At 69.0% G+C, this 22,234-nt stretch carries 23 protein-coding genes; 6 read left to right on the forward strand and 17 right to left on the reverse strand.

The window, feature by feature from the left end; all coding sequences use genetic code 11:
- Positions 1 to 160 precede the first annotated feature (160 nt).
- A complete protein-coding gene (locus tag EA796_RS15620) occupies positions 161 to 928 on the forward strand; it encodes a 3-hydroxybutyrate dehydrogenase (protein WP_122109263.1) in 768 nt (255 codons plus the stop codon).
- Positions 929 to 932: 4 nt separating this feature from the next.
- Here the strand turns inward: EA796_RS15620 and EA796_RS15625 are convergent, their stop codons facing one another.
- Together EA796_RS15625 and EA796_RS15630 are read right to left on the reverse strand one after the other, a co-directional pair.
- Positions 933 to 2,882 (reverse strand): alkaline phosphatase family protein, encoded by a 1,950-nt coding sequence (locus EA796_RS15625; protein ID WP_122109264.1) that lies wholly within the window; start codon positions 2,880 to 2,882, stop codon positions 933 to 935.
- 57 nt (positions 2,883 to 2,939) lie between these two features.
- A complete protein-coding gene (locus tag EA796_RS15630; protein ID WP_122109265.1) occupies positions 2,940 to 3,623 on the reverse strand; it encodes a Crp/Fnr family transcriptional regulator in 684 nt (227 codons plus the stop codon).
- Between the two features lie 95 nt (positions 3,624 to 3,718).
- Between EA796_RS15630 and EA796_RS15635 the strand changes: the two genes are divergently transcribed.
- Positions 3,719 to 4,243, forward strand: a complete 525-nt coding sequence (locus EA796_RS15635; protein WP_122109266.1) for a DUF962 domain-containing protein — start codon at positions 3,719 to 3,721, stop codon at positions 4,241 to 4,243.
- A 56-nt stretch (positions 4,244 to 4,299) separates the two neighbouring features.
- On the opposite strand, the gene EA796_RS15640 is transcribed toward EA796_RS15635, so the two are convergent.
- Both EA796_RS15640 and EA796_RS15645 read right to left on the reverse strand, forming a co-directional pair.
- On the reverse strand, positions 4,300 to 5,046 hold the full coding sequence (locus EA796_RS15640) for a hypothetical protein (RefSeq protein WP_031303142.1): 747 nt from the start codon (positions 5,044 to 5,046) through the stop codon (positions 4,300 to 4,302).
- Between the two features lie 164 nt (positions 5,047 to 5,210).
- Positions 5,211 to 5,996 carry a helix-turn-helix domain-containing protein gene (locus tag EA796_RS15645; RefSeq protein ID WP_122109267.1) on the reverse strand — a complete coding sequence of 262 codons (786 nt, stop codon included), beginning with the start codon at positions 5,994 to 5,996 and terminating at the stop codon, positions 5,211 to 5,213.
- Positions 5,997 to 6,120: 124 nt separating this feature from the next.
- On the opposite strand from EA796_RS15645, the gene EA796_RS15650 reads away from it, so the two are divergent.
- On the forward strand, positions 6,121 to 6,522 hold the full coding sequence (locus EA796_RS15650) for a hypothetical protein (protein ID WP_021444125.1): 402 nt from the start codon (positions 6,121 to 6,123) through the stop codon (positions 6,520 to 6,522).
- A 49-nt stretch (positions 6,523 to 6,571) separates the two neighbouring features.
- On the opposite strand, the gene EA796_RS15655 is transcribed toward EA796_RS15650, so the two are convergent.
- The 5 genes from EA796_RS15655 to oscA all read right to left on the reverse strand — a co-directional run bounded on the left by EA796_RS15655 (position 6,572) and on the right by oscA (position 10,680).
- Complete coding sequence (locus EA796_RS15655) at positions 6,572 to 7,558, reverse strand: sulfate/molybdate ABC transporter ATP-binding protein (protein WP_122109268.1); 987 nt, start codon at positions 7,556 to 7,558, stop codon at positions 6,572 to 6,574.
- Between the two features lie 3 nt (positions 7,559 to 7,561).
- The gene (gene cysW / locus EA796_RS15660; RefSeq protein ID WP_122109269.1) at positions 7,562 to 8,434 is read right to left on the reverse strand and encodes a sulfate ABC transporter permease subunit CysW; all 873 of its coding nucleotides are present in this window, start codon (positions 8,432 to 8,434) and stop codon (positions 7,562 to 7,564) included.
- Positions 8,435 to 8,444: 10 nt separating this feature from the next.
- Complete coding sequence (cysT, locus tag EA796_RS15665) at positions 8,445 to 9,263, reverse strand: sulfate ABC transporter permease subunit CysT (RefSeq protein WP_122109270.1); 819 nt, start codon at positions 9,261 to 9,263, stop codon at positions 8,445 to 8,447.
- 82 nt (positions 9,264 to 9,345) lie between these two features.
- Entirely contained in the window at positions 9,346 to 10,344 is a 999-nt protein-coding gene (locus tag EA796_RS15670) for a sulfate ABC transporter substrate-binding protein (RefSeq protein WP_122109271.1), read from the reverse strand.
- A gap of 153 nt (positions 10,345 to 10,497) precedes the next feature.
- Positions 10,498 to 10,680, reverse strand: a complete 183-nt coding sequence (gene oscA, locus EA796_RS15675; protein WP_021444048.1) for a sulfur starvation response protein OscA — start codon at positions 10,678 to 10,680, stop codon at positions 10,498 to 10,500.
- Between the two features lie 221 nt (positions 10,681 to 10,901).
- On the opposite strand from oscA, the gene EA796_RS15680 reads away from it, so the two are divergent.
- Together EA796_RS15680 and EA796_RS15685 are read left to right on the forward strand one after the other, a co-directional pair.
- On the forward strand, positions 10,902 to 11,483 hold the full coding sequence (locus tag EA796_RS15680; RefSeq protein WP_122109272.1) for an alpha/beta hydrolase: 582 nt from the start codon (positions 10,902 to 10,904) through the stop codon (positions 11,481 to 11,483).
- A gap of 112 nt (positions 11,484 to 11,595) precedes the next feature.
- Positions 11,596 to 12,420, forward strand: coding sequence for a sigma 54-interacting transcriptional regulator (locus EA796_RS15685; RefSeq protein ID WP_122109273.1), 825 nt, complete (start codon positions 11,596 to 11,598; stop codon positions 12,418 to 12,420).
- 69 nt (positions 12,421 to 12,489) lie between these two features.
- Here the strand turns inward: EA796_RS15685 and modC are convergent, their stop codons facing one another.
- The 4 genes from modC to EA796_RS15705 all read right to left on the reverse strand — a co-directional run bounded on the left by modC (position 12,490) and on the right by EA796_RS15705 (position 15,818).
- Positions 12,490 to 13,614 carry a molybdenum ABC transporter ATP-binding protein gene (gene modC, locus EA796_RS15690; protein ID WP_122109274.1) on the reverse strand — a complete coding sequence of 375 codons (1,125 nt, stop codon included), beginning with the start codon at positions 13,612 to 13,614 and terminating at the stop codon, positions 12,490 to 12,492.
- Positions 13,614 to 14,294, reverse strand: coding sequence for a molybdate ABC transporter permease subunit (gene modB, locus EA796_RS15695; RefSeq protein WP_122109275.1), 681 nt, complete (start codon positions 14,292 to 14,294; stop codon positions 13,614 to 13,616). Before modB ends, modC begins: the two co-directional genes overlap by 1 nt.
- Before the next feature lie 12 nt (positions 14,295 to 14,306).
- Complete coding sequence (gene modA, locus EA796_RS15700; protein WP_021443763.1) at positions 14,307 to 15,056, reverse strand: molybdate ABC transporter substrate-binding protein; 750 nt, start codon at positions 15,054 to 15,056, stop codon at positions 14,307 to 14,309.
- Positions 15,057 to 15,191: 135 nt separating this feature from the next.
- The gene (locus tag EA796_RS15705; protein ID WP_122109276.1) at positions 15,192 to 15,818 is read right to left on the reverse strand and encodes a class I SAM-dependent methyltransferase; all 627 of its coding nucleotides are present in this window, start codon (positions 15,816 to 15,818) and stop codon (positions 15,192 to 15,194) included.
- 292 nt (positions 15,819 to 16,110) lie between these two features.
- On the opposite strand from EA796_RS15705, the gene EA796_RS15710 reads away from it, so the two are divergent.
- Entirely contained in the window at positions 16,111 to 17,349 is a 1,239-nt protein-coding gene (locus EA796_RS15710) for an MFS transporter (RefSeq protein ID WP_122109277.1), read from the forward strand.
- Between the two features lie 10 nt (positions 17,350 to 17,359).
- On the opposite strand, the gene EA796_RS15715 is transcribed toward EA796_RS15710, so the two are convergent.
- The 4 genes from EA796_RS15715 to EA796_RS15730 all read right to left on the reverse strand — a co-directional run bounded on the left by EA796_RS15715 (position 17,360) and on the right by EA796_RS15730 (position 22,122).
- Positions 17,360 to 18,544 carry a YeeE/YedE thiosulfate transporter family protein gene (locus tag EA796_RS15715; RefSeq protein ID WP_122109278.1) on the reverse strand — a complete coding sequence of 395 codons (1,185 nt, stop codon included), beginning with the start codon at positions 18,542 to 18,544 and terminating at the stop codon, positions 17,360 to 17,362.
- A 362-nt stretch (positions 18,545 to 18,906) separates the two neighbouring features.
- Entirely contained in the window at positions 18,907 to 19,833 is a 927-nt protein-coding gene (locus tag EA796_RS15720; RefSeq protein ID WP_122109279.1) for a sulfurtransferase, read from the reverse strand.
- A gap of 103 nt (positions 19,834 to 19,936) precedes the next feature.
- Positions 19,937 to 21,166 carry an acyl-CoA dehydrogenase family protein gene (locus EA796_RS15725; protein ID WP_122109280.1) on the reverse strand — a complete coding sequence of 410 codons (1,230 nt, stop codon included), beginning with the start codon at positions 21,164 to 21,166 and terminating at the stop codon, positions 19,937 to 19,939.
- Positions 21,163 to 22,122 carry an aliphatic sulfonate ABC transporter substrate-binding protein gene (locus EA796_RS15730; protein ID WP_122109281.1) on the reverse strand — a complete coding sequence of 320 codons (960 nt, stop codon included), beginning with the start codon at positions 22,120 to 22,122 and terminating at the stop codon, positions 21,163 to 21,165. Before EA796_RS15730 ends, EA796_RS15725 begins: the two co-directional genes overlap by 4 nt.
- Positions 22,123 to 22,234 lie beyond the last annotated feature (112 nt).

The following is a 22,234-nucleotide window of genomic DNA, read 5'->3' on the forward strand; positions in this document are numbered from 1 at the left end:
TCAGCTACAGCCTGCCGCTCTGGTAAGGCCGCGCCCACGCATTGCGCTTACTCCTCGTGAAAGCCTTGCCGGGCCAGCGTGGCCCGGCCTTTTTCCCGGCAAGCGAGAGCGGTGCGCCGTGGCCGCTGCACCTTCATCTCAAACGACAAGGAACCCCAAGATGCTCAGTGGAAAGACCGCCCTGATCACCGGCTCGACCAGCGGCATCGGCCTCGGCATCGCCGAGGTGCTGGCGCGCAACGGCGCCAACGTGATTCTCAACGGCTTCGGCGACTGGCAGGCCGCGGCCGAGCAGCTGGCCCGCCACGACGGGCGCATCGGCTACCACGCCGCCGACCTCGCCGACCCGGTGCAGATCGAGGCGCTGTTCGACTACGCCCACCGCGAGTTCGGCCGGGTCGATATCCTGGTCAACAACGCCGGCATCCAGCACGTCGCGCCGCTGCAGGACTTCCCGGCCGAGCGCTGGGACGCGATCCTCGCGCTCAACCTCAGCGCGGTATTTCATTGCACGCGCCTGGCCCTGCCCGACATGCGCGCGCAGGACTGGGGGCGCATCGTCAACATCGCCTCGGTGCACGGCAGCGTCGGCTCCCTCGGCAAGGCGGCCTACGTCGCGGCCAAGCACGGCGTGCTCGGCCTGACCAAGGTGGTGGCGCTGGAAACCGCCCTGAGCGGCGTCACCTGCAATGCCATCTGCCCCGGCTGGGTGCTCACCCCGCTGGTGCAGCGGCAGATCGACGCGCGCATCGCCGCCGGCGAGTCACCCGAGCAGGCACGCACGGCGCTGCTGGCGGAGAAGCAGCCGTCGCAGGCTTTCGTCACCCCGCAGCAGCTGGGCGAGCTGGCGCTGTTCCTCTGCAGCCCGGCGGCGCAGCAGGTGCGCGGCGCGGCCTGGAACATCGACGGCGGCTGGCTGGCGCAGTGAGACGCTACGGGCTGGCGGGAATCTCGCGCGGCTGAGGCTCGTCGCGTTCGGCGACGAAGGCCACCGGCTTTGAGCCGTCGGCATTGAGCTGGAGAATGCGCTCGGGCCGGCCCTGCTCGTCGAAGAACACCTGGCCGAGGCCGGCGCCGTTCCACAGGCGTTCGCCGGCGCGGCTGCGCTCGGGGATCAGCGGGCTGACGCGCATGCGCCGGCGCTTGGTCAGCCAGTTCAGCGGCGACCAGGGCGCGTAGAGCCAGCGGTTGAGGCGGTCGAACCAGTCCAGCAGGCGCGGCGGGAACTCGTTCTTGATGCCGCTGCTGGTGATCTGCCAGATGGTCGGGCTGGCGCGCTTGTGGCGGATGCTCACGCGGTAGACGAAGGAGTAGTGCACGTCGCCGGAGAGCACGACGAAATCCCCCGGCGTGCGCGAGTGGCGGAAGATGTTGAGCATCACGCTGGCCGCGCCGCGGTGGGCCATCCAGTTCTCCGCGTCGACCAGCAGCGGGTGGCCGGCGTAGGTGAACAGCTTCTGGATGCCCTCGATCAGCTTGACCCCGAACATCGGCGCCGGCGAGACGATGATGCAGGCCGGGTGATCGAGCAGCGCCTGCTGGAATTCGCACAGCGCCTCCCAGTCCATCAGCCCGGACGGCCGCGACAGGCGGCCCTCGCTGCGCCAGCGGCGGGTGCGGGTGTCCAGCACCAGCAGCGCCGGGGTGGTCGGCAGCACGTAGTGCCAGTGCTGGAACTGCAGCAGGGCGTCGATCAGCGCGTCCTGCGCCCGGGCGTCGAGCTGGTCGTCCTGGCGCTGCTGCAGCAGCTCGCCGCAGGCGTGCAGCGGCTCCGCGAAGGCATCCGGGTCGTTGCCCCAGCCCTGGCACAGCAGGTAGGCGAGCAGGGCGTTGCCGATGATGCGCTTGGAGAAGGGGTGACCGTAGGCGGTCTGCTCCCAGCGCGCGGAAAGGTTCCAGTCGTCGGTGACGTCGTGGTCGTCGAAGATCATCAGCGTCGGCAGGTGCGCCAGCACCCGCGCCACCTGGCCGAGCGACTGGCGGAAGGCCGCGATACACGGCCGCTGCTCGGCGTAGCGGCGCTGCTGCTCGGCGTCCAGCGGCGGCTGCTCTTCCTCGATCAGGCTCCAGGGCACGGGCGACCAGACCAGCAGGTACATGGCGATCATCTCGGCGAAGGTCACCAGGTGGTTGTCGGCGTTGCTGCTGGTGAAGATCGGCTTCTCCACCCCGCCGAAGAACTTGTCGCGCAGGGTCTGGTTGCTCTTCAGCGCCGGCAGCAGCTCGGCGCGCCGGTAGTAGCCGACCGGGTCGGCGTACAGCGCCTGGCTGCCTGTGACCACCGCGCCCTCGAGGCGCTCGTCGAACAGGCCGAGGCGGGCGATCAGCTGGTGGATGGCGCACAGCATCGGCCCGGCGACATCGTCGACGTAGACCTGGTCGCCGCTCATCAGCAGCAGCGCCGGGCGCTGCGCCGCCTCGGGCTGCGCGGCCAGCAGGCGGTCGGCGCAGAGCAGGCCGTCGGCCGCGCTGTGGTGCGGCTTGCGGCAGGAGCCGTGGAGCAGCTGGTCGATGCGCGCCTTGAGCACGAAGTCGGCGCGGCTGCGGCCGTCGTACAGCAGATGCGGCGCCCAGTCGGCCAGGCCGCGCGGCGCCGGGTCGCCGAGAATTTGCAGGTCGTAGGCGATGCGCACGTCCTGCGGCAGGGGCTGCGTCAGCGCCAGGTCGATCAGGTGCAGCACGGCGTGGCGGCCCAGCGGCAGCTGCCGGCAATGCTCGTCGAGGGCGTGCCGCTGCTCGGCCTCGCCCTCGGGCTGCAGGCACAGCTGCAGCCTCAGCGGTCGGCTGGCCACCAGCCACAGCACCAGGCGGCCGGGTTCCAGGCGGCGCAGCAGCGGGCCGGCGAGTATCTCGGGGAGGGTGGAGGCGGCGGTGGACGGCATCGGACGGCAGACTCGGTCAAGTGGACAGGTTATCGACAGTGGCACAGCGCCAGCGGTTCAGCCGGCGACCCGGCGCAGGCGTTCGAGGTCGAGCACTTCGATCTCGCCGTAGCTCAGGCGCACGATGCCCTGGGCCTCCAGCTCCTTGAGAATCTGGTTGGTGGTCTGCCGGGACACCGCCAGCATCAGCGCCAGCTGTTCCTGGGCCAGATGCAGCACCCGCCGCGGCTCGCCCTCGCCGTAGTTCTCGGCGATCAGCAGCAGGCGCCGGGCCAGGCGCGGCGCGGCCGGCAGCAGGCTCATCTCCTCCAGGGCGATAAACGCCAGGCGCAGCTTCTGGCTCATCAGCAGGGCGAAGTCGCGCCAGTAGCGCGGCTGCGCCTCGAGCAGGGCGAGCAGCTCGGCCTGGGGCAGCAGCAGCAGGCTGCTGGCGCTTTCGGCGAAGGCGTCGTGGGTGCGCGGCAGGCCATCGAACAGGGAGATCTCGCCGAACCAGTAGGGCGGCTCGACCAGGGTCAGCAGCGCCTCCTTGCCGCTCTCGCTGACCGCGCCGATGCGCATCGCCCCCTCGACCACCGCATACAGCCCGCTGGGCTTGTCGCCGCGGCGGAACAGGCGCTGGCCGGGTTGCAGCTGCAGCACCTGGGCCATGTCCAGCAGCGCGCCCTGCAGCTCGCCGGGCAGGCCGGCGAACCAGTGGCCCTGCTGCAGGCGGGCGAGGAAGGAGTGGGGGTCGTGCATCGAGGCTCCTTGGGCTTTGTCGCCTAGCTGACAGAGTGGCGGACGAGCGGGGCGCGATGATGCCAGGGCCTGTCGTGAAAAAGGACCGCAACCACATGAAAACCCTAGTCGATCACCTGGCCCAATATGCGGCCTACCACCGTGACCGGCGCAATATCGCCAGTCATTTCATCGGTATTCCCATGATAGTGCTGGCGGTGGCGGTGCTGCTGTCGCGCCCCGGCTTCGAGCTGCTCGGCCTGTGGCTGGCGCCGGCGACGCTGCTGGCACTGGCCTCGGCCCTGTTCTACCTGCGCCTGGACACCCGCTTCGGCCTGCTCATGAGCCTGCTGCTGGGGCTCTGCCTGTGGGCCGGCGCGGCCCTGGCGGCGGCCTCCACCGCGCTGTGGCTGAGCGCGGGCATCGGCCTGTTCGTGGTCGGCTGGATCATCCAGTTCGTCGGTCATTACTACGAGGGGCGCAAGCCGGCCTTCGTCGACGATATCACGGGGCTGGTGATCGGCCCGCTGTTCGTCGCCGCCGAGGCGGCCTTCCTGCTCGGCCTGCGCAAGGAGGTGGAGCGGGCGGTGGTGGACATCGCCGGGCCGACCTGCATCCGCGAGAAGAAGTCGCTGGCCTGATCTCAGGCTGCGCCGTGCGTACCCTCCAGGCGGTGCGCACGGCGCAGCCTAAGGCTCTAGAACATCGCCATCCACTGCGCGGTCAGCGAGCGCGCGTGGCGATCCACGGTGATCGGCGCGAAGGGCCGGCCGGAGACGCTTTCCAGGGCATTGCTCTGGCTGTTCATGTCGGCCAGGGCGGCGCGCAGGTAACTCCAGCGGGTCTGCAGCTTGCTCAGCTGCGGGTTGGCCTTCTTGTCCAGGGCCCCCAGCTCGGCATCGATGGCCGGCAGCAGCAGGCGTTCGTCCTGGCCCAGGTAGGTATCGGGTTGCTCGCGGGCGATCTCGAAGGTGCCCAGGTAGGCACGGCTGAGGTACTGCACGCCGAGGTACTCGACCTTGGCCGCCAGCTCGCTCTGCCCCTCGCCGCCCGGCAGGGCGCGGGCGGCGCTGAGGAAATCGCGCAGGGCGCGGCTGAGGTCTTCCGGGAAACGCCAGGGCACGTTCTCCTCGCCGGGGCCATAGGAAACACCGGCGCGCAGTTGGGTAACAAGGGTCTGGTGGGCGTTGGAGAGTTCGGCGCTGCCCTGCGGCAGGCTCTGCATGGCCCCGGCCAGAGCGGCCAGGTCGGCTTCCAGGCGTTGCTGATGAACCTTCTGGAAGCCTTCGCCGCGTAACAGCATGAGGCTGCTGGTAGCACGGCTGGCATGCACCTGAATCTGTTCCTGGGGGCTGACCGCTTCGGCGAAGGCCAGTGGCGAGAGCCCGGCGAAGAGCCCGAGCGTCCAGAGAAAAACGTGGCGCAACAATGCTTTACAGCGCATCCGGGGTGCTCCTTGTTATTGTTGTGAGCGGGCGGCGTCAAAGGCGCAGCGTCAAGACTACTGCGTCGCAGGCCGCGAAGCATGACCCGAAAGTGTGATTTCGTCGGAAAAAGGCCGGCGGCGCGGCAGAGCGGCCGTTGCAGAAGCCCGTGCGCCGGTGGCCGCTACGGCCGCCCGGCCAGTTCGCGCAGATAGGCCGCGGTGAAGGCGTCGGCGGGGAAGAAGGTTTCCAGCGCCAGCTCGGCCAGGGTCACGTCGTTGGGCGTGCCGAACACCGTGATGGTGCTGATCAGGCTCAGCACGCCGCGTTCGCTGTGCAGCTGCAGGGGCACCAGTACGGCGTCGCTCGGCGGCGCGGCGACTTCCGCCGGCGCGGGGTAGCCGCGCAGCTCTTCGAGCAGGGCAAACAGGCTGTCGTCGCCGCTGATTTCGGCATCGCGCTGCAGGCGCATCAGCAGGTGCGCGCGCCACAGCGCCAGGTTGGCGATGCGCGGCGCCAGGCCCTCGGGGTGCAGCGACAGGCGCATCACGTTGAGCGGCGGGCCGAGCAGGAACGCCGGCATGCCGGCGAGGAAGGCGCCCACGGCGGCATTGGCCGCCAGCAGATTCCACTGCCGGTCGATGGCCAGCGCCGGGTAGGGTTCGTGGGCCTTGAGCAACTGCTCGATGGCCTGGCGCGCCGGCGCCAGCGCCGGGTCGGCCAGGTCGTGCTGGCTGTACAGCGGCGCGTAGCCGGCGGCGCCGAGCAGGCGGTTGCGTTCGCGCAGGGGAATCTCCAGCTGCTCGGCCAGGTGCAGCAGCATGTCGCGGCTGGGCTGGGCGCGGCCGGTTTCGACGAAGCTCAGGTGGCGGGTGGAAATCTCCGCCTCGCAGGCGAGGTCGAGCTGGCTGAGGCGGCGCCGCTGGCGCCATTGGCGCAGCAGGGCGCCGGCGGTCTGGGAATCGTTCATGGTCAGCACGATAGTCCAGCGGCGTCATGCCGGCCATTACCTGGCAGGTAATCGACGCCCGGCACGATTCGGCGAAATCTGTGCGCCAGGCACCGCTCCGGTGCCGCCTTCTGGAGGATTCGCCATGAACGCACTGCAACCTTCTCCGCTGCTGCGCAATGCCCTGCTGGTCGACGGCCTGCTTAGCGGCGTCACCGGCCTGCTGCTGGTCCTGGCCGCCGGCTGGCTGGGCGCCTTTCTCGAACTGCCGCGTATGCTCCTGCTGGTCGCCGGCAGCGCGCTGCTGCCGTTTGCCGCCATGCTGGTATGGCTGGCCAACCGCGCCGAACTGAGCCGCCCGGCGGTGTGGGCGGTGCTCGCGGTCAATGTCGTCTGGGTGATCGACAGCCTGCTGTTGCTGGTGATCGGCTGGGTCTCGCCGAACCTGTTCGGCTACGCCTTCGTCGTCGCCCAGGCGGTGGCGGTGGCGCTGCTCGCCGAGCTGCAGTGGTATGGGCTGAAGTATTCGCGGGCGGCGACGCTCTGAGAGCCCGGCGGCCACCGCGAAGCCCAGGCTGCGCGGTAGCCGCCCGGCCTTAGGCCGTCGGCTGCCCGGCCTTGGGCTTGAAGTACAGCGTCTCGCCGCGGCTCAGGCCGGCCAGGCTGAGGTGGTCCTTGGCCACTTCCGCTTCGATCGGCTCCGCTTGGCCGGCAACCTTGAGGGTCACCCGGGTGATGGCGCCGAGCGGGCGGATGTCGCGTACCTCGCCGGCCTGGTGGCCTTCCTCGGCCTGGCGCGAGAGGTGGATCTCGTGCGGGCGGAACAGCACATGATGGTCGCCCTCGCCGACATAGAGGCGGTTGGCGTCGCCGAGGAAGTGGTAGACGAAGTCGCTGGCCGGGTGCTCGTAGACCTCGGCCGGCGAGCCGATCTGTTCGATCACGCCCTTGTTCATCACCACGATGCGGTCGGCCACTTCCATGGCTTCTTCCTGGTCGTGGGTGACGAACACGCTGGTCAGGTGCACGTCCTCGTGCAGGCGCGCCAGCCAGCGGCGCAGCTCCTTGCGCACCTTGGCGTCGAGGGCGCCGAACGGCTCGTCGAGCAGCAGCACGCGCGGTTCCACCGCCAGGGCGCGGGCCAGGGCGATGCGCTGGCGCTGGCCGCCGGAGAGTTGCTCGGGGTAGCGGTCGCCGAGCCAGTCGAGCTGCACCAGGTCGAGCAGTTCGTGCACCTTGCGCTTGATCACCTCTTCGCTCGGGCGCTGGCCCTTGGGCTTCATGCGCAGGCCGAAGGCGACGTTGTCGAACACCGTCATATGGCGGAACAGCGCGTAGTGCTGGAACACGAAGCCGACGTTGCGATCGCGCACGTCGTGGTTCGACACGTCCTCGCCATGGAACTGGATGCTGCCGCTGTCCGGGGTTTCCAGGCCGGCGATGATGCGCAGCAGGGTGGTCTTGCCGCAGCCGGAGGGGCCGAGCAGGGCGACCAGCTCGCCGCTCTGGATGTTCAGGTTGATGTCGCTCAGCGCCTTGAACGCATTGAAGTTCTTGCTGACGTTGCGGATTTCGATGCTCATGGCTTATTCCTCGCCGGCGCTGGCTTTCAGGCGGTTGATACGGGACTCGCTCCACTGCTTGAGCAGCAGGATCAGCAGCGCCAGCAGCAGCAGCAGGCTGGCCACGCTGAAGGCGGCGACGTGGTTGTATTCGTTGTAGAGAATCTCGACGTGCAGCGGCAAGGTGTTGGTGTAGCCGCGGATATGCCCGGACACCACCGACACCGCGCCGAACTCGCCCATGGCCCGCGCGGTGCACAGCACCACGCCGTAGATCAGGCCCCATTTGATGTTGGGCAGGGTCACGTGCCAGAACATCTGCCAGCCGTTGGCACCGAGCAGGCGCGCGGCCTCTTCCTCCTGCGTGCCCTGCTCCTGCATCAGCGGGATCAGCTCGCGGGCGACGAAGGGCACGGTGACGAAGATGGTGGCGAGAACGATGCCCGGCAGGGCGAAGATGATCTGGATGTCGTGCTCTCGCAGCCAGGGGCCGAAGAAGCCCTGGGCGCCGAACAGCAGCACGTAGATCAGCCCGGCGATCACCGGCGACACCGAGAACGGCAGGTCGATCAGGGTCACCAGCAGGCTCTTGCCGCGGAACTCGTACTTGCTCACGCACCAGGCGGCGGCCACGCCGAACACCAGGTTGAGCGGCACGGCGATGCCGACGGCGAGCAGGGTCAGTTTCAGCGCGCTGAGCGCATCGGGCTCGAGGATCGCGGCGACGAAGGTGCCTGCGCCCTGCTTGAGCGCCTCGCTCGCCACCACCAACAGCGGCAGCAGCAGGAAGAAGGCGAACACCAGCCAGGCCGCCAGGATCAGCAGGCGCCGGCCCAGGGCGTTGCCGCGACGGGCGGCGTTGTTGACGGCACTGGCCGTCAGGGTCGTGGAAGTCATGCCCGGCTCCTCAGGAACGGCTGATGCGGCGCTGCAGCAGGTTGATCAGCAGCAGCAGGATGAACGACACCACCAGCATCAGCACGCCAATGGCGGTGGCGCCGGCGTAGTTGTACTGGTCCAGTTGCACCATGATCAGCAGCGGCAGAATCTCGGTCTTCATCGGCATGTTGCCGGCGATGAAGATCACCGAGCCGTACTCGCCGACGCCGCGGGCGAAGGCCAGGGCGAAGCCGGTCAGCCAGGCCGGCAGCAGTGCCGGCAGCAGCACGTGGCGAGCCACCTGCAGCGGCTTGGCGCCCAGGCAGGCGGCGGCTTCCTCGACCTCGCGGGGGATGTCGGCCAGCACCGGCTGGATGGTGCGCACGACGAAGGGCAGGGTGACGAAGGTCAGCGCCAGGGTGATGCCCAGCGGGGTGTAGGCGATCTTGAAACCCAGGGACGTGGCGAACTGGCCGATCAAACCGTTGGGCGCATAGAGCGCGGTCAGGGCGATACCGGCCACCGCGGTGGGCAGGGCGAACGGCAGGTCGATCATCGCCTCGATGATCTTGCGGCCGGGGAAGGTGTAACGCACCAGCACCCAGGCCAGCAGGGTGCCGATCACACCGTTGATCACGGCGGCGAGCAAGGCGGTGCCGAAGCTGAGCTTCAAGGCGGCCAGCACGCGTGGCGAGGAAATGATTGCCCAGAACTGTTCCCAGGTGAGCTGGGCGGCGTGGACGAACATGGCACCCAGGGGAATCAGCACCAACAGGCTGAGGTACACCAGGGTGTAACCCAGCGTCAGCCCGAAGCCGGGTATGACGGGGGAAGTACGGCGAGACATGGCCTGTCCTTAAATCGGTTGGCGTTGGAACGCTCTAACAAACCAAGGGTGGGCAGGCTTCAGCCCCACCCACCCTTGCGCATCACTGGGCCTGGTAGATCTGGTCGAACACGCCGCCGTCGTTGAAGAACTTCGGCTGCGCGGTTTTCCAGCCGCCGAAGTCACCGTCGATGGTCACCAGCTTGAGCTGCGGGAACTGCTGGGCGAACTCGGCGGCAATCGCCTGGTTGCGCGGGCGGTAGAAGTGCTTGGCGGCGATGCGCTGGCCTTGCTCGCTGTACAGGTAGTTCAGGTAAGCCTCGGCGACCTGGCGCGTGCCCTTCTTGTCGACGTTCGCATCGACCACGCTCACTGGCGGTTCGGCGAGGATCGACAGCGACGGCGCGACGATCTCGAAGTTCTCCCCGCCTTCTTCCTTGAGCGCCAGGAAGGCCTCGTTCTCCCAGGCCAGCAGCACGTCGCCGATGCCGTTGTTGACGAAGGTGATGGTCGAGCCGCGCGCCCCGGTATCCAGCACCGGCACGTTCTTGTAGAGCTTCTCGGTGAAGGCCTTGGCCTCGGCTTCGCTGCCGTACTTCTGCTGGGCGTAGGCCCAGGCGGCGAGGAAGTTCCAGCGCGCGCCGCCGGAGGTCTTCGGGTTGGGGGTGATCACTTCCACGCCCGGCTTGACCAGGTCGTCCCAGTCCTTGATGCCTTCGGGGTTGCCCTTGCGCACCAGGAACACGATGGTCGAGGTGTAGGGGGTGCTGGCGTCCGGCAGGCGCTCCTGCCAGTTCTCCGGGATCAGCTTGCCGAGCTTGTACAGCTCGTCGATGTCGCCGGCCAGGGCCAGGGTCACCACGTCGGCGCGCAGGCCGTCGATCACCGCGCGGGCCTGCTTGCCCGAGCCGCCATGGGACTGCTGGATGGTCACCGCCTCGTTGCCCTGGGCCTGCCAGTGCTGGTTGAAGGCGGCGTTGAATTCGCTGTAGAGCTCGCGCGTCGGGTCGTAGGACACGTTGAGCAGGGTCTGGGCGGCGGCGGCCGGGCCGGCGATCAGGGCACTGGCCAGCGCGGCCAGGGCAAAACGACGAATGGACATGGTGCAGCTCCTAACTGGATTTTTATCTTGGTTCTGGTTCGTGGCGGTCAGTCGCACATTCGCGGGCGACAGCAACGGTGGCGGTGCGTGTTCATGGCTGGGCGCTTTTCATGGTCACGCCCTCCGGTGGTCCAGTCGGGCTGCTTGCTTGGTTCAGGCGTTCTTGCTGCCGGGCGGCTGCAGGCGAAACTTTTCCTTGCGTTCGATCTGCACCACCTGGCCGTTGTGCACGGTGATTTCCACCGAGCCGAATTTCAGGCCCTGCAGGGCAGTCTGGATCTCGCGGAGGATCACGGCTTCGTCCTGGCCTTCGAGGTTTCTCAGCGTCGCGGTCATTTCCAGGTTCCTAGGTTGTCGGGCGCCGCAGCGTCTGGCTGGCGTGGAGCGGATAGTAGAGAGGCCGAAATATTCTTAAAAATATTGTTTAAGAACATTTATAGATCTTTTTGGAATATTTAGATTTCCGACTTAATGGAATAAGCAAATAAATTCTTATTCTTTTTAGAGTTGATCCATGCTGCCTAGACTGGCGCCATTCGACTTCAGGAGGTGCCGTCATGGGCAGCGAAGCAATCCGTTATCTGATCCTGCCGGGCTGGCAGGGCTCGCCCGAGGAGCACTGGCAGAGCCATTGGCAGCGCAGCCTGCCGAACAGCGCGCGAGTAGAGCAGGCCGACTGGCTCAACCCCCGACGTGGCGATTGGGTGGCGGCGCTGAGCCTGGCCGTGGCGGCCGATCCGCGCCCGACCATCCTCATCGCCCACAGCCTGGGGTGCGTCACCGTGGCGCATTGGGCGGCGCAGGCACCGCTCGAGCTGCTGCGCCGGGTGCGTGGCGCCTTGCTGGTGGCGCCGGCCGATGTCGAGCGGCCCGATTGCCCCGAAGCGCTGCGGAACTTCGCGCCCATTGCGCGCGATCTGCTGCCATTTCCCAGCCTGCTGATCGGCTCCGACAACGACGCCGCGGCCAGCGCCGCGCGGGCCCTCGAGCTGGCCCGGCAGTGGGGCAGCGAAGCGGCGATCCTGCGCGGTGCCGGGCATATCAACGTCAAGTCCGGGCATCGCCACTGGGAGCAGGGCTTCGGCTATCTGTATCGCCTGCAGGGGCGGATCGAGCAGCAGGCGCGGTTGCGCGCCTGATTGGTCAGCCCTAGACACTCTTCGAGGCGGGATCGGGCCAGGCAGCCGCCCGCCTCATTTTTATTCGCGTACAGGCTGCGCCGAGTGAGGTGCGGCTTTGGAGCTGCACGTTATGAGTTTTCCACCGAACCTCTCACCGCCGCTGACCTTTGCCGAGTCGGACAAGAGCCCGCTGAGCATCCGCGCCAAGGCGCTGGTGTTCGTCGACCCGCGCTCGCGCCAGCTGCGCGAGCGCGCCGAGGCCCTGGCGCCGGGCAATCAGGCGCTGCTGATCCGCGGCGAGACCGGCACCGGCAAGGAGCTGCTGGCCCGCTACATCCACCGCCACAGCGAGCGCGGCGGGCTGTTCGTGGCGGTGAGCAGCGGCGCCATCAGCCCGCAATGGGGCGAGGCCGAGCTGTTCGGTCACGTCGCCGGCGCCCATGTCGGTGGCGCCAGCAGCCGCGCCGGCTGGTTCGGCTCGGCCAACGGCGGCACGCTCTACCTGGACGAGATCGCCGACCTGCCGCGGCCGCTGCAGGGCAAGCTGCTCGCCGCGCTGGAAACCCGCGAGCTGTACCGCGTCGGCGCCGGTCAGGCGTTGCCGGTGGACGTCAGGCTGGTGGCGGCCAGCAGCATCGATCTGGCCCGCGCGGTGGCCGCCGGCACCTTCGACGAGCGCCTGTACGCCTACCTGGGCGACGGCCTGCTCGAGCTGCCGGCGCTGCGCCAGCGGGTCGGCGACATCCTGCCGCTGGCCGAGTATTTCCTCGGCAGCCATGCCCAGCGCCTGGGCCTGGCCATCCCGCCGATCAGCTCCGCAGCGCAGAGCGTGCTGGAGGCGCATCCCTGGCCGGGCAACACCCGCGAGCTGGAGAACGTCATCCACTTCGCCCTGCTGCTGGCCGGCAGCGCCGAGATCGGCGCCGAGCACCTGCAGCTGCCCGGCACGCCGTAACTGGCGACGCTCGCCGTAGCCCGGATGCAATCCGGGAAATCCTTCGAACGCCCCCGGATTGCATCCGGGCTACGGCGCGAGCAGCGACACCGATTTCACCTGCGCCCACAGCGCCTGGCCGGCCTGGATGCCGAGCTGGTCGAAGGAGTAGCGGGTGATCCGCGCCAGCAGGCGCTGCTCGCCCAGGCGCAGGGTCAGCAGCACCTGGGCGTCGAGGGCGCGCCAGTCGTCCACCGTCACCGGCAGCAGGTTGAGCAGGCTGCTGCCCTCGGCGCGTTGCAGGCCGAGGCTGACGTCGCGCGCCTTGATCTTCACCCGCACCCCATGGCCGACCGGCAGCGCCGCATGCGGCAGGCGCAGGCGCGCCTCGCTGCCGGGCAGATGCAGCTCCAGCAACTGGTAGGCGGCGTCGTGGCCCGCCACCCGGCCGTCGATCACCGCCTCGGCGTCGTCTTCCAGGGCGAAGGGCAGGTCGGCGCGCAGCAGGGTTTCCTTGAGCGGGCCGCTGGCGCGCACCTGGCCTTCGTCGAGCAGCACCAGGTGGTCGGCCAGGCGCGCCACCTCGTCCGGCGCGTGGCTGACGTAGAGCACCGGAATCTCCAGCTCCTGGTGCAGGCGCTCCAGATACGGCAGCACCTCCAGCTTGCGCTTGAGATCGAGCGAGGCCAGCGGCTCGTCCATCAGCAGCAGGCGCGGGCTGGTCAGCAGGGCGCGGGCGATGCCGACGCGCTGGCGTTCGCCGCCGGACAGGCCGGCCGGCAAACGCTCGAGCAGATGACCGATGCCGAGCAGCTCCAGCGCCTGCTCCAGCGCCACCTGGCGCTGCGCGGCGGGGATGCGGCGTTGGCCGTACTCCAGGTTGCGCCGCACGCTGAGGTGGGGGAACAGGTTGGCGTCCTGGAACACGTAGCCGATGGCGCGCCGGTGCGCCGGCAGGAAATGGCCGCTGGCGCTGTCCTGCCACAGCTCGCCGGCCACCTGCAGATAGCCCTGCTGCGGGCGATCCAGGCCGGCGAAGCAGCGCAGGCAACTGGTCTTACCCGAACCGGAATGGCCGAACAGGGCGCTGACGCCGCGGCCCGGCAGGTCGAGGTCGACGTCCAGGCGAAAGCCCGGGTGCTGCACCACGAAGCGCGCGCGAATGCGCCCGTCGTCCGTCACGGCGGGGGCCGCGGGTCTGGCGAAAGCGAACATCACCACAGCCTCGCTTTGCCGGCGCGCCCGGAGTAGAGCGCGAGCAGCACGATAAAGGAGAACAGCACCATGCCGCCGGCCAGCCAGTGGGCCTGGGCGTAGTTCATGGTTTCCACGTGGTTGTAGATCTGCACCGAGGCCACCTGGGTCTTGCCGGGGATATTGCCGCCGATCATCAGCACCACGCCGAACTCGCCGACGGTATGGGCGAAGCCGAGCACCGCGGCGGTCATCAGGCCGGGGCGGGCCAGCGGCAGCACCACGCTGAAGAAGGCGTCCCAGGGCCCCGCGCGCAGGGTCGCGGCGGCCTCCAGCGGGGCGCGGCCGATGGCCTCGAAGGCGTTCTGCAGCGGCTGCACGACGAAGGGCAGCGAGTAGAACACCGAGGCGATCACCAGGCCGGTGAAGCTGAAGGTGAAGGTGCCCAGGCCGAGGCTCTGGGTCAGCTGACCGATGAAACCGTTGGGCCCCATGCTCACCAGCAGGTAGAAGCCGATCACCGTCGGCGGCAGCACCAGCGGCAAGGCGACTATGGCGCCGATCGGCTGCTTCAGCCGCGAGCGGGTGCGCGCCAGCCACCAGGCGATGGGCGTGCCGATCAGCAGCAGCAGCAGGGTGGTCAGCGAGGCCAGCTGCAGGGTCAGCCAGATCGCGTCGAGGTCGTGCTTGGACAGCGGCATGCGGGGTTCCGATTACAGCTTATAGCCGAAGGATTCGATGATCGCGGCCGCTTCCGGGCCCCTGAGGTATTCCAGCAGCGCGGCGGCGGCCGGGTTGTTCGCGCCCTGCTTGAGGAGCACCGCGTCCTGCTTGATCGGATCGTACAGCGCCTGCGGCACCATCCAGGCCGAGCCGCTGCTGAGCTGGCCGTTCCGGTACACCTGGGACAGGGCGACGAAGCCCAGCTCGGCGTTGCCGGTGGCGACGAAGTGCAGGGCTTTGGCGATGCTCTGGCCTTCCACCAGCTTGGGCCGCAGCGTCTCGTGCAGGCCCAGTTTTTCCAGCACCTGGATGGCGGCCAGGCCGTAGGGCGCGGCCTGCGGGTTGGCGATGGCCAGGTGGGTGAACGCGCCGGCGTGCAGGGCGGCGGGGCTGCCGTCGAGGGTGTCGACGTCGGCCGACCACAGCACCAGGCTGCCGATGGCGTAGGTGAAACGCGAGCCGGGCACGGCATCGCCCTCGCTCTCCAGCCTGGCCGGGGTGCTGTCGTCGGCGGCCAGCAGCACATCGAAGGGCGCGCCATGCTTGATCTGCGCATAGAACTGCCCGGTGGCGCCGAAGGAGGCGACCAGCTTGTGCCCGGTGGCCTGCTCGAACCTGGGCGCGATGGCCTGCAGCGGCGCGGTGAAGTTGGCGGCCACGGCCACCTGCACCTCGGCGGCGAGGGCCGGGCCGGCGCCGGCGAGCAGCAGGACGAACAGCAGATGGCGGGAGCTGAACATGGCGCCTCCGTGGCGTTGTTTAGTTTTCTATATAGCGCGTGGCCTGCGACGCCGCCAAGGGCTATCGGCCCTGGTGCGCTGGCTGAGGGGGAGGCGGCATCTTGGGCAATAGCTGACCGGCAAGTCAAGCCCGTGTCAGCGCCGCCGCCAGACGCTGGCCAGCCAGGGCTGCTGCTCGCGCGGCAGGCCGGCGGGGCGGTAGTAGTGCTCCAGTTCGACGAAGCCGGCGGCCTCGAGCCGTGCGCGCCAGTGCGCCAGGTCGTGGTAAGCGCCGTAGCGCGGGCCGTTCCAGCCTTCCTGGTTGTCGCCGCGCGGGTTGGAGCTGAACAGCACGCCGCCGGGTTTCAGCGCGGCATGCAACTGGCCGAGCACCTGCGGCAACTGCTGGTCCGGCACGTGGAACAGGCTGGCGTTGGCGAAGATGCCGTCGAAGCGCGCGCTGGGCAGGTCGAGGGCGAGAAAGTCCTGCAGCCAGACCTCGCAGCCGCTGTCCACCCGCGCCATCTCGACGAAGCGCGGGCAGCCGTCGAGGCCGACCGGCTGGTGGCCGAGGGCGGCGAAGGTGCGCAGGTCGCGCCCCGGGCCGCAGCCGAAGTCGAGAATCCGGTAGGGCGGCTCGGCCTGGATATGCGCGAGCAGCGCGGCGACGTTCTGGCTGACGTCGTGATCGCGGGTGCCCTCGCGAAAATCCTCGGCGCAGTCCTGGTAATGGGCCAGGGTCAGGGCGCTGATCCGGGCGAGTTCGGCGGGGCTCAGGGGCATGGTGATGATCCGGCAAATACAGGCATTAAACCCGCTCCCGGCCGGCCGGGGTAGCCGCGCGTGCCTCGCCGCTGCGACTGCAGGGAGGCAAGGATGCCAGGGTCGAAAGCGCCTCCCATGGCTGGCGCTGCGGGAGCGGCCTCAGCCGCGACCAGGGTGAAGCCACCTCGCCGCTGCACGGCGCAACCTGCGCAACAGCCTGTTCGCCCGTTTGCCCCGCTGCTGCGCTTTGTCTTAGATTGCCCGGCTCACCTCGACCGGCACCCGCCGGTCATGCCCCGAGGCTCGCACCGTGTCCGCTGCCGTTTCCGTTTACCGCCTCCCCGGTTTCCTGCCCTTTCTCGCCGCGCGCCTGCTGGCGATGTTCGCCATGCAGATCCAGGCCATAGTGGTCGCCTGGCAGGTCTACGACATCACCCGCGACCCGCTGTCGCTGGCCTACGTCGGCCTGGCGCAGTTCGTGCCGATGCTGCTGCTGTTGATGCCGGCGGGCGACCTGATCGACCGCTTCGACCGCAAGCTGATCCTCCTGCTCAGCTGGCTGGTGGAAGGCCTGTGCGCCGCCGCGCTGCTCTGGCTGTCGCTGAGCGAGGCGCCGGTGAGCTGGTACTACGCCGTGCTGGTGCTCTACGGCAGTGCCCGCGCCTTCACCGGGCCGGCGCTGTCCAGCCTGCTGCCGCAGATCGTGCCGCGCGAGCGCCTGGCCGCGGCGATTGCCGCCAACAGCATGATCATGCGCGGCGCGACCATCTCCGGGCCGGTGCTGGGCGGCGGCCTGTACGCCATCGGCGGTGGCGGGCTGACCTACTCGGTGTGCCTGCTCGGCTTCCTCGCCGGCGCCGCGTTGCTGCCGCTGGTGCCGGTGCGCTATGCGGAGAAGATGCAGGCGCTGGAATCCACGGCCTGGGCGCGCTTCACCGCCGGCATCGGCTTTATCCGTTCGCGGCCGATCATCCTCGGCACCATCTCCCTGGACCTGTTCGCCGTGCTGCTCGGCGGTGTGGTGGCGCTGCTGCCGATCTACGCCCAGGAGGTGCTGGAAGTCGGGCCCACCGGCCTCGGTCTGCTGCGCAGCGCCATGGCCATCGGCGAGGTCACGGTGGGCCTGTACCTGAGCATGAAGCCGTTCAACCGCCGGGTCGGCCTGACCATGTTCGCCGCGGTGGCGCTGTTCGGTGTGGCCAACCTGGTGTTCGCCCTGTCCAGCCTGTTCTGGCTGTCGTTCGCCGCGCTGGTGGTGGCCGGCGGTGCGGACATGGTGAGCATGTACATCCGCTCCTCGCTGGTGCAGTTCTCCACCCCGGACGCCATGCGCGGCCGGGTCAACGCGGTGAATATGCTGTTTATCGGCTCGTCCAACGAGCTCGGCGAATTCCGCGCCGGCACCAGCGCCGCCTGGTTCGGCGTGGTGCCGGCGGCGCTGATCGGCTGCGCCTGCACCCTGACCGTCACCGGCGGCTGGCTGCTCGGCTTCAAGAGCCTGCGCCAGGTCGACCGCTTCGAGGATGCCTCGCCGGGCAAGACGGCGTAGCGCGAGCGCCTTATCCCAACCGCAACAACGGCCGCAGCTTCAGCCCGAGGACGATACCGAGCAGGCAGAACAGGCCGAACAGCCAGCCCGACGCCGCGCCAGCCATGATCCCGGAGAGCAGCGTGCCCACCGTGCAGCCCAGCGCCAGCAGGCTGCCCCAGCCCAGCAGCACGCCGCCGAGCAGGCCGCGCAGCCAGTCGCGGGGCGCGCCGCCGCTGGGGCGAAAATCGCCCGCGGCCAGGGCGCTGGCCCAGGCGGCGAGCACCAGGCCGCCGACGAACAGGCCGTTGTTCGACAGCAGCGTTTGCTTGACCGCCGTGGCGCAGCCGGCGAAACCGTCCAGCCCCTCCAGACGCGCCGGCAGCCAGCCCAGGCCGTCGGCACCGGTGCGCGCCAGGCTGCCCAGCTCGGCCGTCACCCCCAGCGGGCCGACGCGGAAATAGGCCAGCACCGCCAGGCTGCCGATCAGCACGCCGCCGACCCAGGTCGGCCAGCGCGCGCCGAACAGCAGCGCCCACAATCCCTGCGCCTCGGCCGGCCTGCCCGCCTGGCGATAACGCAGCAGCCAGGTGGCCAGGGCGCCGAGCAGCGCCAGTTGCAGCAGCAGCGAGCCGCCGTAGCCGAGCTTGCCGGGCAGCCAGAGCACCGGCGCCTGCTGCAGCGCGGCCAGGTACAGCGGGTTCCAGCTGAGAAAACCCAGGGCGAAGCCGAGCAGCGCGCCGGCCAGCGCCGCCAGCGAGGTGAAATTGCCCTCGCCGAGGCGATACAGGTGGGCGCTGAGGCACGAGCCGGAAATCGCCATGCCGAGGCCGAACACCGTCGCCGCCAGCGCCAGCACCCAGCTCAGCGGGCCGATATGGGCGTCCGGCGGCAGGCGGCCGGAGAAGGGATCGGGCAGGAAGGCGCCGAACACCGCGTGATAGCCCAGGGTGCCGACGGCCAGGGCGGCGAGCAGGCCGAGCAGGCCGTCCGGTATGCGCCGTTCGATAAAGTCGCGGCTGATGCAGAAGAAGCAGAAGCGCGAACGCTGCAGCAGCAGGCCGAACAGCGCGCCGCCGAGCAGCGAGAAGCTGAAGGCGCGGCCCTGGTTGCTGCCGTCGGCCAGTTGCCAGGCGGCGGCGAGCAGGGCGAGGGCGAGCAGGCCTGACAGGGCGATGGGTAGCGTTGCGCGAGGGGAGGAAAGGCTGGCGGTCATGGGTTGTCCTTGCCGACCCTAATGACGGGAGCGGCCCTGGGCTTCAGACCAGGGCCACTGTCTACGCCGAAGTTGCCGCCCGAGCCTTAGGGGTCATCTGAAAAAGCCATTTATCGTCATTCCCGCGAAGGCGGGAGCCCAGGAAATTCGCAGGTTCTGGATTATCCCCCTTCGGCCCAGCGCAAGCGCTGTTCAGTGATAAAGCTGCTGTCCCGCCTGCGCGGGACAGCGCTTGCGCTGAACGCACTTCAGTGCGGCCCGAACAGGCGAGCGCAGCGAGTAATGACGGCTTTCTCAGCGCTTCCCTAGGGTGGATCGGTGCGGCGTGATCCACCCCAGGCTGAGCTCGGCCGGCGGCGCGCTTACTGGCCGCCCCAGACCGTGCCGGCCAGGTTGGTCACCGGCACGCCCACGGCGTTGCCGTACTCGGTCCAGGAACCGTCGTAGTTGCGCACCTCGTAGCCGAGGATCTTCTTCAGGGCGAACCAGCTGTGGCTGGAGCGCTCGCCGATGCGGCAGTAGGTGATGATCGGCTTGCTGCCGTCGATGCCCACCGCGGCGTAGACCTTCTTCAACTCCTCGGCCGACTTGAAGGTGCCGTCGGCGGCCACCGCCTGGCCCCAGGGCACGTTCACCGCGCCGGGCACGTGGCCGGCGCGCACCGCCAGCTCCTGCACGCCCTGCGGGGCGAACACCTTGCCGCTGTACTCGTCCGGCGAGCGGATATCCACCAGCTGCACGTCGCTGCGTTTCTCGGCGGCGGCCAGCACGTCGGGGAGGAAGGCGCGCAGCTCCTTGTTGGCGGCCTTCACCGTGACATTGCCGGCACTCGGCGTGCTGGCGCGGCTGTCCAGGGCGCGGCCCTCGGCCTCCCACTTGGCGCGGCCGCCGTCGAGCAGCTTGACGTTATCGACGCCATACACGTCGAACACCCAGGCGCCCCAGGCGGCGAACCAGTTGTTGTTGTCGCCGTAGAGGATGGTGGTGCTGTCGTCGTTCACCCCGGCCTTGCGCAGCAGGGCCTGGAAGGCCTCCTGGCTGGCGATGTCGCGGCGCACCGGGTCGACCAGGTCGCTGTGCCAGGCGAAATTGACCGCGCCGGGAATGTGCCCGCGCTCGTAGACGCCGGGCACCACGCTGACCTCGACGATGCGCAGCTTGGGATCGTTCAGGTTCTGCTCCAGCCAGTCGGTGCTGACCAGGTATTCGCTGGCGGCCTGCGTCGGTAGCGCCTGCAGCAGGGCGGCGACGGCGAGCAGGCCGACGCCGAGGAGGGACTTGATCTTCATGGTGCATGACCTCTTGAGGGGGCAGTTTTCAGGCTAGTTAGCCCTGTTCGATGCGAGATAACGCTTTTTCCTATGCATATTCCCTGTGGTTCGCACCTCCTGCTCAGCCGTACAGCGACGGCCGCGGGCCCTGGCCGCTGAGCAGCCAGTGGCCGAGGTCGCGCACCTTGTAGTCGACGGGGTCGTGCAGGCTGTGCACCCGCACGTTGCGCCAGAAGCGGTCGAAGCCGTAGCGCGAGCTGGTGGCGCGGGCGCCCATGGCCTCGAAGACCTGACTGGTGATCTCCAGCGCGGCGCGCACCGCCAGCACCTTGGCCTCGCTGATGGCCAGCGCCACCTCGGCGCGCTCGGCGGCGGTCAGCGCCGGCTTTTCCCAGGCGCTCTGCAGGCGCTGGGCGGCCTGCTCGGCCAAGGGCAGGGCGCTGCGGTAGCGCAGCCATAGCTCGCCGTAACGCTGCTGGATAAAGGGATCGTCGCTGGCCTGCGCCACCCCCGAGGCCGGCCAGGCGCGGCTGTGTTCGCGGGTGTAGCGCAGCGCCGCGTCCAGCGCGCCCTGGGCGTTGCCTAGGTAGAGCTGGGTGAGGATCAGCTGCGACAGGCAGGCGCGCAGGGTGGTACGCGGGCTGGCGCCGACCGGGCCGAGCAGCTCGCTGGCGTCGACGAACACCTGCTCGAACTGCACCGTGCCGCTGTCGGTCTGGCGCTGGCCGAAACCGTCCCAGTCGGCGTTGATCGCCAGGCCGTCGCGCTGGCTGGGCAGGACGATGAACACCCGATCCTCCGGGTTCTTGCCGCGTGGCGCGCTGACCACCAGGGCATCGGCGCCGAGCGCGCCGGAGCAGAACGACTTGCTGCCGTTGAGCTCGTAATGCTCCTCGCGCCGGCTGAGCGTCAGGCCAGTGTCGCGGCCGTTGGTGGCGTTGCCCCAGAACCAGCGCTGCTGCACCGTGCGGGTCAGCCAGTGGCGCTGCTGCTCGGGGCTGCCGAACAGCAGAATGGTCGCCACCTGCAGGTGCTGGAAGGCGAACAGGTGGGCCAGCGAACTGTCCACCGCCGCCAGGTAGCGCACGATGCGGTAGATCTCCGGCCACACCAGGCCCTGGCCGCCGTACTGCTGCGGCACGGCCAGGCTCAGCAGGCCGCTGTCGCGCAGCAGCTCGCGCTCGGCTGGCGCGCTGCCACCGGCGCGATCCCGCTCCACCGCGCTGGCGGCCAGACGCCGGGCTAGGCGCTCGACCTTGGCCGTGCGACTGCCGAAATCCACGGGGAACAGGTGCGCGGCGAACAGTGGCTCGTCGCGCAGGCTGGGATGCAGGCGGGCCTGGGCGCTCATTTGGGGCTCCAGATGCTCACGTCGCGGGCATCCACCGACTTGGGCAGCAGGCTGGCATTGAAGAAGGCATCGGCGATCTTCTGCTGCTCGGCGAGGCTGCCCGGCTGCACCAGGCGCACTCGGTAGCTGCGCTTGGCGTTGGCCTGTTCGACGATGGCCGGGTCGAGGTTGCCCCACAGCGGGCCGAGGATTTCAGCCGCCTGGCGCGGGTTGGCGCGCAGCCAGTCGCCGCTCTTCACCAGCTCGGCGAACACGGTCTGCAGCACCTGCGGGTGGCGCTTGGCGAAGGTGGCGCTGGTCAGGTAATAGCGCTGGTAGTCGGCCAGGCCCTGGCCGTCGGCGAGGATGCGCGTCGGCAGCTGCTGCTGGGCGCCGCTGAGGAAGGGCTCCCAGGTGACCCAGGCGTCCACCTTGCGGTTCTCGAAGGCGGCGCGGCCGTCGGCCGGGGTCAGGTAGGCCGGCTCGATATCGCTGAATTTCAGCCCGGCCTGGGCCAGCGCGGCGATCAGCAGGTAATGCACGCCGGCGGCCTTGGTCACGGCGACCTTCTTGCCCTTGAGGTCGGCCAGGGTTTTGATCGGCGAGTCCTCGCGCACGATGATCGCCTGCGCGCGGGGCGAGGGCGCTTCCTGGGCGAAGTAGGCGAGGTCGGCGCCGGCCGCCTGGGCGAACACCGGCACGGTGTCGGCGACATCGGCGGACAGGTCGATATTGCCGACGTTGAGCGCCTCCAGCAGCGGCTGGCCGTTGGGGAATTCATGCCAGCTGACGGCAATGTCCTGATCGGCCAGCGCCTTTTCCAGGGTGCCCTGGCTCTTCAGCAGGCTGATCAGCGTGGAGGATTTCTGGTAGCCGATGCGCAGTTGCTCGGCGGCATCGGCCAGTGGCGCGGCAAGCAGGCCGATGGCCAGGGAGGCGGCGATCAGTGTGCTGCGTTTGGAATGGGTGTTGGACATGGCGGCTCTCGCTACGAACACGTGCCGGCCATGGGGGGCGGCGGATCACGCGTACTTCAGTTTTAGGGAAAGAAGTCCGGTGATCCGGTGAGGAGAAGCTAGACGATCTAAA

It is taken from the genome of Pseudomonas sp. AOB-7 (assembly GCF_003696305.1).
GTDB lineage: Bacteria > Pseudomonadota > Gammaproteobacteria > Pseudomonadales > Pseudomonadaceae > Aquipseudomonas.